This window comes from Nocardia carnea (genome assembly GCF_029869215.1).
Classification (GTDB): Bacteria; Actinomycetota; Actinomycetes; order Mycobacteriales; family Mycobacteriaceae; genus Nocardia; species Nocardia carnea_B.
In genome coordinates, this window is sequence record NZ_JARWPM010000217.1 from 1 (window position 1) to 9148 (window position 9148).

Sequence of the window (9148 nt, forward strand, 5' to 3'; positions counted from 1 at the left end):
CGGGGTGCTCTCCACACACCCGCCCACCCCCCCCCCCTGGCCCGGGCCCTCCCCCCCGCGCCTCCCCGGGTTGTTTAACCCGGGGGGCGTTCTGGGGCGCCCCCGGGTGTGGCCCGCGCGTTGGGGGTCGCGGAGGCGAGGCATGTGGTGCAATACCTGCACGTTCGAGGTTCCGGTGCGCAGAGCGGGGCGGGCGCGCCGGGCACGCTGGGTTGCCGTTGGTGCGGGTGTGAAGGAGTCTCGGGATGGGTTCTGTGTTGTCACGTCGTGCGTTGTTCGGGTATGCCGCGGCCGGGGTTGCGGCGGGGGCGGTGGGTTCGGTGTTCGCCGCCCGGCCGGCCGGAGCGGCGCCGCTGGGCACATTGCTCGATTACGCCGGGGGCGTGCCGTCGGCGGCGGCGATCAAAGCGGCCGGGCATGCCGGGGTGATCCGGTATGTCTCGGATCGGCGGCCGGGGGCGGAATGGATGGCGGGGAAACCGTTGCAGGCCGGGGAAGTCGAGGCGTTGCGGGCGGCCGGGCTGGCGATCGTGTCCTGCTACCAGTTCGGGAAGGGGCCGACCGCGGATTGGCGCGGCGGGATGGAAGCCGGGAAGCGGCACGCCGAACGAGGGCTGGAATTGCATCGTGCGGCGGGTGGTCCGGACGATCGCCCGATCTACGCGTCCATCGACGACAACCCCACCCCGGTCGATTTCGCGACTCTCATCCTGCCGTATCTGCAGGGCTGGCAGTCGGTGCTCGGACCGCGGAACACCGGTGTCTATGCCAATGCGCCCACCATCGAACTGGCTCGGGTCGCCGGTGCGGCGGCCTGGTTCTGGCAGCACGATTGGGGTACGCCGGACGGATTCGTGCATCCCGCGGCGCATCTGCATCAATTCGAGATCGACGACCGCACCGTGGACGGGGTGGGAGTGGATGTGAACAACATTCTCGCCGCGGAGTACGGCGCCTGGTGAACCACGCCGATCGCGGTCGCGCGGCGCAGCACCCGCGCCCTCGGTGGTGCCGCTACTTCTTCGTCCCCGGTTTCGGCCGGTTCGCCACCACGTACATGTAGATCAGCGGAACCACCGCCCCGCACAGAAACAACAGCAGGGTGGGCAGATTACTGCGCAGCGGGAAATCGCCGCCGGGGCCGCGGCTGGCGGCGATCAGGAATGCGGCCAGCCAGGCGCCGACCGGCAGGAACAGCACCGACAAGCGGGTACTCACCGTCGAAACAGCCCACACCAGGGCAAGATTCACCGGTCCGGCCAGTACCGCGGTGATCGGTACCGCCACCGCGCCGATATAGACGGGCAGATAGGCGACCTCGAGGATCAGCGCGATCACCGCGTCCACCACGAGGACGGCGACGATCAGTGGGCCGGGTATGCCGTTCAGCACCGCGGCGACCCGGCCGGCCCATCGCGAACGCGGCCCGGTGTCTGCCGGGTCTTGCACTGCGGCGGTCATCCGCGCGGCCGTGCTGCCGGCGGCGCGCCTGCCGTCACCCGCGCCGCGCGGGCCGGGTCACCCTCCAGTTCCCAGTGCTGCATGCGGACGAGTCTATTCGGCACCGCCCGCGCCCCGGCGACGCCGGTCCGGCGAACGGCTCGTCGTCGGCGCGGCAGTCGGTCCCGCTCGCGAGGGCTGTGCGGGCGCGGAGCGGGTTCGTCAGCTCGGCTTTCGATGCCGCTTGCGGGGGCCGTGTGGGTGAGGCGGACCGGTCGTTATCGCGGCCGTCGGTGTCCTCGCGGGGCTACAAGAGTCCGGCGAACAGATCGTCCTCGCGGCCGTCGGCGTCGCGCGGGCCGATCCGGCCGCGGGCCAAGATGTAGTGCTCCTCGGGTAGCACCGGCTGGGCGACCATATTGGTCAGCGCGAATTCGCGGCCCGACGGAGCGACCGTGAGCTGCGTGGCGTGGGCGCGCAGCGCCGCCCGCTTGGCGGTCAGCACGCCGGCCACATCGATCGTCGTGGTCACCGAATCGCTGGGAACGCAGGCCAGTTCGTTTTCCGCCGCCAGCCGCCAGCCGGGCGGGAGGGCTCCGGGCAGTTCATCGATGGTGCGCCGGGCCAGCGCCCGCAGATGGTCGCGCAGCGAATCGCCGTCGGTGACGGTCCAGTACAGCTTGGGGGTGTCCCAGCCCCGGCCGGCCGCGGTGGTCACCGCGGCAGTCGTGACCTCGTGCGCCCGGATATGGTCCGGATGCCCGTAGCCGCCGCGCGGATCGTAAGTCACCACCACCCGGGGCCGTAGCCGTAGGATCAGCTCGACGAGTGCCTCGACAGCGGCCTCCCCGGAACGGACGAACGCGCGGGGATGCTCCGCGGCCGGGGTTCCGGCCATCCCGGAGTCACGCCAGCGGCCGGCGCCGCCGAGAAAACAGGGCGGGCCCGCATCGAGTTCGGCGAGCGCACGGGTCAATTCGGCGATGCGGTAGCCGCCCAGCTGGTCGGCCCGGTCCGCGGCGAGCCCGGCCCATTCGTCGCCGAGTATCTCGCCCTCCTCGCCGAGCGTGCAGGTCACCACCGTGACCGGGACCCCGAGCCGGCGGTAGTGGGCGATGGTGCCGCCGGTGGTGATGCTCTCGTCGTCGGGATGGGCGTGCACCAGCAGCAACCCGCCCTCACCTCGGGCACCTGATGCCTTCGCCGCGGCGCGATCGGGCGCGGTCACGGGATCCGCCGCCACATCGCCGCGTCACCGAAGATGCCCGCCTGGATGGCCCCGCTCAGCGACGCACCGTCCACCGACGGACCTGCCGCGGCGACCACGTTGTCCTGCACGATCGGCAGCACGATGGATTCGCCCCACAACCGCGGTTCGGCATCGCCCAGTGTCCGGGGGACCTCCACACCGCGCAGGGCGCCGTCGATCGCCGGCTGGAAGGCCGGATCGCAGATACCGGACAGATTGCTGGGTGCCTGCCGCGCGGCTTCCACGGCGGCGGGCACCTCGGTCTCGGTTCCTTCCTCGGGATCGACGGCGGGCGCGACGGGCGGACATCCGTAGCGGGAGGCCAGGGCGGTGGCGGGGTCGCCGCCGGTCGCCTCCCAGCCGACCACGGCGTCGACGGTGTTCTCGACGAGATCCTTGCCGTACAACTCGTCGGCGGGGAGGTTGCGTACCGAGGCGTCGATTCCGGCGCTGCGCAACTGGTCCGCGGCGGTGTTCGCCACGGCGAGGGCGGTATCGTCACCGGTCACCGCGCCGATCCGGAGCACCAGCGGTTCACCGTTGCGGGCCAGCGAGCGCGGTCGCGGGGCCGGGGAGGTCGCCGAAACCGGCGGTGGTTCCGGGGCCCGGCCGAAACCGGCCTCGGCCAGCAGCCCGAACGCCTGATCGGCATTGAGGCGGGGCGGTGCGGTGGGTGTGTAGCCGGGGTCGGAGGGAGAGAGCACCTGGGCGCGCACCGGTTCCACCCAGTTCCCGGTCTGCGCCCCGACCGTCGCCAGCAGGGCCGGATCCAGCAGCGAAAGCACCGCCGTGCGCACCCGGTGATCGGCGAGTACACCCTCGCGACCGTTGAGGGTGAGTCGCAGCTGCCGCGACTGCGGCATGATCGCGGTACGTACCGACGGGATCGCCGCGAGCTGTGCCTCGGTCGCCACCCCGCCGTGCACCAGCGCCATCTGGGTATCACCGTTGCGCAGCGAATCGGCGAGCTGCGCGGTGGTGCCGCCACGGCGCAGCAGGATCTGATCCGGCCGGGCCGGCGTGCCCCAGAACCGGTCGTTACGTTCCAGCAGGATCTCGTCGCGACCCGGATCGGCGGATTCGATGGTGAAATTCCCGCCCGATACCGGAATCTGCTCGACCAGTGTGCGCTGGAAACCGCCCGGAGAATCCTTCATCAGATGCGAGGGCAGCAGATTCGCGAACAACTGCGGCCACGCAGGATACGGCTCGTTCAGCACCACCGTCACCGTTTTCCCGCCGCCCGAGGACCGGACCTCGGAGATCAGCCGATAACCGGCCGGGTCGATCACCCCGGGCTGGGTGATCATCTGCTGCCAGAGGTACCAGAAATCCTCGGCCGCGATGGGCGCGCCGTCGGACCAGTTGGCCTGGTCCTTCAACTGGTAGGTGATGGTGAACGGGGCCTGCGAGGTGACCGTCGCCGAATCGATCAGAGCAGTATCCGGCACCCACAGCGTGGCGCCGGGTGCCGCCGGATCGGGGGTCGGGCGGAACGGGCTCGGCAGCACCATGGCCGCCACCGCGGACGTCGCCGGCGACTGGTTCGACCGCAGATGCGGATTGAACCCGATCCCGATGTCGTCGACGGCCACCACCACGGTGTTCTTGGTGGGCTGTGCCGGTTCGGTTTTCGGACTGTCGGTACTGGCGATGGGCGGCGGTGGGTCGGCGGCACATCCGGCCAGCACCGGAAGGAGCACCGCCAACAGCACCAGCAGCCCGCGCCACACCGCGCGCCTCCCCGAAATCACCCTCGGCACTCTACCCAACGCCCGGCCACCACGTCCGGCGGCGAAACCGGTTACAGCGCGGCCCGGTCGCGGGCCTTGCGGCGGGACAGTTCCCGTGCCCGTTCGTTGGCGGCCAGCGTCACCTTGCGCACCCGTACGACCTCGGGAGTCACCTCCACGCATTCGTCGGCCGCGCAGAATTCCATCGCCGCTTCCAGATCCAGCTGCAGCGGTTTGGCCAGCGTCTCCATCACATCGGCGGTGGAGGACCGCATATTGGTGAGCTTCTTCTCCTTGGTCACATTGATATCGAGATCCTCCGCGCGCGGATTGATCCCGACGACCATGCCCTCGTAGGTCTCCGCGCCCGGTTCCACGAAGAACTGGCCGCGGTCGGCGAGCTGGATCATTGCGAACGGGGTCACGGTGCCGGACCGGTCGGAGACCAGCGAACCGGTGTGCCGGGCCCGGATCTCACCGGCCCACGGCGCGTAGCCGTGCGAGACCGCGTTGGCGATACCGGTACCGCGGGTCTCGGTCAGGAAATCGGTGCGGAACCCGATGAGCCCGCGGGAGGGAACGATGAACTCCATCCGCACCCAGCCCGCGGCATGGTTGTTCATCTGCACCATCTTGCCCTTACGGGCGGCCAGCAGCTGGGTGATGGCGCCCAGGTATTCGTCCGGGCAGTCGATGGTGAGTTCCTCGTAGGGCTCGTGCACCTTGCCGTCGACCTGACGGGTCACCACTTGCGGTTTGCCGACGGTCAGCTCGAATCCTTCGCGGCGCATCTGCTCGACGAGGATGGCGAGGGCGAGTTCGCCACGGCCCTGCACCTCCCAGGCGTCCGGGCGGCCGATATCGAGCACGCGCAGTGAGACATTGCCCACGAGTTCCTGGTCGAGCCGGGATTTCACCATGCGGGCGGTGAGTTTGTGGCCCTGCACCCGGCCGACCAGCGGCGAGGTGTTGGTGCCGATGACCACCGAGATCGCGGGTTCGTCCACGGTGATGCGCGGCAGCGCGACCGGCTGCTCCGGATCGGCGAGGGTATCGCCGATCATGATGTCGGCGATACCGGCCACGGCGACGATATCGCCGGCCACCGCGACCTCACCCGGCTGCCGCTCGACGCCGACGGTCTGCAGCAGTTCGGTGATCTTGACGTTCTTGACCCCGTCGGCGTGCATCCAGGCCACGTTCTGGCCCTTGCGCAGTTCACCGTTGTGGATGCGCACCAGCGCGAGCCGGCCCAGGAAGGCCGAGGCGTCGAGGTTGGTGACATGGGCCTGCAGCGGTGCGGTCGGGTCGCCCTTCGGGGCGGGGATGTTCTCGAGCAGGACGTCGAACAACGCGTCGAGGTTCTCCGCGTTCGGCACCTCGCCGTTCTGCGGCTGCTCCTTCGATGCTTTACCGGCGCGGCCCGAGGCGTAGAGCACGGGCAGGTCGAGGGCGAGTTCGGCGGCCTCGGCGGCGTCGTCGTCGAGATCGGAGGCCAGGTCGAGGAGCAGATCGTGGCTTTCTTCGACGACCTCGGCGATCCGGGCGTCGGGCCGGTCGGTCTTGTTCACCACCAGGATCACCGGCAGGCACGCCGCCAGCGCCTTGCGCAGCACGAAACGGGTCTGCGGCAGCGGGCCCTCGGAGGCGTCGACCAGCAGCACCACACCGTCGACCATGGACAGGCCGCGTTCCACCTCCCCGCCGAAATCGGCGTGGCCGGGGGTATCGATCACGTTGATGACCGTGACGCTGCCGTCCGGATGATGCCGGTGGACGGCGGTGTTCTTGGCGAGAATGGTGATGCCCTTCTCGCGCTCCAGATCGCCGGAATCCATCACCCGGTCCACGGGTTCGGCACGTTCGGCGAAGGCGCCGGACTGCCGCAGCATGGCGTCGACGAGCGTCGTCTTGCCGTGGTCGACGTGTGCCACGATGGCGACGTTGCGAAAATCGCGTGCAGACGACACGCCGGTTCCTCCTGCTGGTTGGCTGTTGCTTATCGGCCGGACCCTGGAAACGGGTAGATACGGACGCACCGGGCATCTGGGCCGTTTACACCCTACCGGGACCGTGATGGCCCGGCAGCGGCGCCCGAAGGTTAGGTTATGCTAACCAGCATGGGCAAGGTCAAGGCGAGCGAGGTTTCGAGCCTCAAGCCGAAGAAGAAGTGCTGTCGTAAGAAGACGCGCTGCGTGAAATGCCCTGTGGTCATCATGCGGATGAAGCGCCTGGAGGCCACGGGCGCCACCGGTAAGGAACTGAAGAAGGGCCTGAAGAAGGCGCGCGCCGCCTGAGCGCGTCAGGCCCGGAGGCGGTAGCGCAGCGTCACCACGGAGGGCTCGCGCTCAGGCGCATGGACACTGCCTGAGCGCGTCAGGCCCGGAGGCGGTAGCGCAGCGTCACCACGGAGGGCTCGTGCTCGGGCGCATGGACACCGCCTGAGCGCGTCAGGCCGGAGATGGTCGTGGTAAATCGCCACGGGCCGGGGTACCACGGCTGTATGACCACACCACTGCTCACCGAATCCGAAATCACCGCCGCGCTCGATTCGCTCTCCGCGTGGTCGCGGACCGGCGAAGCCATCACCCGCACCGTGGAGGCTCCGACCTTCCTCGCCGGGATCGACCTGGTGCAACGTGTCGCCGAGGCGGCCGAAACGGCGAACCATCATCCCGATATCGATATCCGCTGGCGCAAGGTCACCTTCACCTTGTCCACCCATTCCGCGGGCGGGCTCACGGCACTGGACGTGGCGCTGGCCCGGGAGATAGATCGGCTGGCGGGGTAACCGGTGCCGCGACCCTGCGGCCCGCCCAGATGGTCCAGCCGTAGAGGGCGAGCACACCGATCGCGTCGACGGCACCCAGCCACGACCACACCCCCCACCGGGAGATCGTCCAGATCGAATCCTGCAGGAACGACAGCAGCCACGGCGCGCCCAGCAGGGTGGTGACCAGCCAGTACCCGGCCAGGATCCGCGCGCCCGGTACCGCGCGGAACGGGCCGTAGAGCAGCCACAACACCGCCGGCAGCAGCCAGCCCCAGTGATGGGACCAGGAGATCGGCGACATCATCAGCCCGAACAACTGGACGATCAGCGCGGTGCCGAGCAGATCGTCGCGTTGCAGCGCCCGCCACGCGAACCAGCCCAGCACGGCGGTCACCAGCATCCCGGCGAGCCACCACGGCCCGGTGCCGACATCGCTGCCCAGCAGCCGGCTCAGCGCGCCGCGCAGCGACTGGTTCCATACCGACCCCACCGGCCCGATCCGGTCGGCGTCGCCGAGCAGGGTGCCGAAATAGCGCCGGGTTTCCTCAGGGTTCAGGAGGAAACTCGCGCCCACCGTCAGGCCGAAGACCACGGCCGACCAGAGCGCGGCGAGCCAGCGCCGCCGCGCCAGGAAATACACCCCGCTGATCGCCGGCGTCAGTTTGATCCCGGCCACGACACCGACCAGCGTGCCCGAAATCCACCACCGCGTACTCCGGATCGCGAGCATCACGCCGAGCATCAGGAAGACGTTGACCTGCCCGTAGTCGATCGTGGTGCGCACCGGTTCGAACCACAGGCCCACCGCCGTCCACGCGACCGCGGCCGTCTGCCAGCGCGGTTGGGTGAGTGCTTCGGGGCCGAGCAGTAATTCGAACGCTATCCGCACCACCCAGTACAGGGCCGCGACGATCGCGAACAGCCACAGGATCGCCACCACGGTGAACGGCAGGAAGTGCAGTGGATAGAACACCACCGCGGCGAACGGCGGATAGGTGAAGGGCAGCGGGAAATCGGGGGTCTTCTCGGCGTAGGTGAAATCGTAGAGATGGTCGGTGAGCAGCGACGCCGAACCGTCCACGTAGACGTGCAGATCGACCAGGTTCATCCCGTTGGGCGTCAAGAGCATCCACAGCAGTCGCGCCAGCACGGTGATCCCGAGTGCCGCCAGGGCCAGGCGGAACGGTGTGAACCCCCGGCGGGCGGTCCGGGCGCTGGGCTGATTCAAGACATGGGCTTTCGAGACATGGGCTTTCGGGTCGGTCCGGGTCGGCGGCCGGACCGGGCGCGGGCGCGCGTCGGCAGGAGTATCCGGCCCGCGAATACATTAACCCGACCGGCTCCGGGCGCGGCCCGACCGGTTGGCCCGATCGTTCGTGTCCGCCTCGCGGCGGAATCCGCGGCGGCCGGGGATCATAGGGCAGCCACGCGACACACGTTCACAAACGCCTCAAATTTCACATCGGTCACAGGAGTTCTCCGCTACTGTCTGGTAGCACAGCGAAACAGGGGTCGCAATCCCGACCCCGGTGCTGTACAACGCGCGCCGGTGTCCTTAGAGTGACCCCGAAACGACGGCTTTTCAGCGTCGCCCAGATGTACCCGAGGTAAGGACGGCTAGACCAGTGCTTCGCACCCGAGGATCGCGGATCGCAATGTCCGCGCTCGCCATTGCGGCGGGCGCCTCCCTCGTGGCGCCCGCGCCGGCCGGCGCGGCCCCCGCCCCCCCGGCCGCGGGGGGGAGGGTGGCGCTCGCGGGCTCGTGCCTCCGGATCGGCCCGGATGCCATTACCGCCGGTGGGGAATTCCACCCCGCCCTGAGAACGTGTACAGCCGGGACTCTAACAACCGCCCGGCCGTCGCGGCCCCCGCCCCCCCCCCCCCCCAACCCGCCACCCCCAATAAGGGGGGGGGCGCGGCCCCCCCACCGCGCGCGGGGGTGGGAGTTATAGG

General features: G+C 69.5%; 8 protein-coding genes. 3 read left to right on the forward strand and 5 right to left on the reverse strand.

What is annotated here, in order from left to right; all coding sequences use genetic code 11:
• The first annotated feature begins 245 nt into the window (after window positions 1-245).
• Window positions 246-962, forward strand: coding sequence for a DUF1906 domain-containing protein (locus QH276_RS15355; protein WP_280400620.1), 717 nt, complete (start codon window positions 246-248; stop codon window positions 960-962).
• Window positions 963-1014: 52 nt separating this feature from the next.
• On the opposite strand, the gene QH276_RS15360 is transcribed toward QH276_RS15355, so the two are convergent.
• From QH276_RS15360 to typA, 4 genes are all read right to left on the reverse strand, one after another.
• Complete coding sequence (locus tag QH276_RS15360) at window positions 1015-1461, reverse strand: hypothetical protein (protein WP_280400621.1); 447 nt, start codon at window positions 1459-1461, stop codon at window positions 1015-1017.
• 286 nt (window positions 1462-1747) lie between these two features.
• A complete protein-coding gene (gene mshB, locus QH276_RS15365; protein WP_280400622.1) occupies window positions 1748-2668 on the reverse strand; it encodes an N-acetyl-1-D-myo-inositol-2-amino-2-deoxy-alpha-D-glucopyranoside deacetylase in 921 nt (306 codons plus the stop codon).
• Entirely contained in the window at window positions 2665-4443 is a 1779-nt protein-coding gene (locus tag QH276_RS15370) for an ABC transporter family substrate-binding protein (protein ID WP_432278686.1), read from the reverse strand. Before QH276_RS15370 ends, mshB begins: the two co-directional genes overlap by 4 nt.
• Before the next feature lie 50 nt (window positions 4444-4493).
• Complete coding sequence (gene typA / locus QH276_RS15375; protein WP_280400624.1) at window positions 4494-6392, reverse strand: translational GTPase TypA; 1899 nt, start codon at window positions 6390-6392, stop codon at window positions 4494-4496.
• A gap of 150 nt (window positions 6393-6542) precedes the next feature.
• Between typA and QH276_RS15380 the strand changes: the two genes are divergently transcribed.
• Complete coding sequence (locus QH276_RS15380) at window positions 6543-6719, forward strand: hypothetical protein (RefSeq protein WP_280400625.1); 177 nt, start codon at window positions 6543-6545, stop codon at window positions 6717-6719.
• A 206-nt stretch (window positions 6720-6925) separates the two neighbouring features.
• Window positions 6926-7213, forward strand: a complete 288-nt coding sequence (locus QH276_RS15385) for a 4a-hydroxytetrahydrobiopterin dehydratase (protein ID WP_280400626.1) — start codon at window positions 6926-6928, stop codon at window positions 7211-7213.
• On the opposite strand, the gene QH276_RS15390 is transcribed toward QH276_RS15385, so the two are convergent.
• Window positions 7161-8423, reverse strand: a complete 1263-nt coding sequence (locus QH276_RS15390; RefSeq protein WP_432278687.1) for a mannosyltransferase — start codon at window positions 8421-8423, stop codon at window positions 7161-7163. The genes QH276_RS15385 and QH276_RS15390 overlap by 53 nt on opposite strands.
• Window positions 8424-9148: the final 725 nt, after the last annotated feature.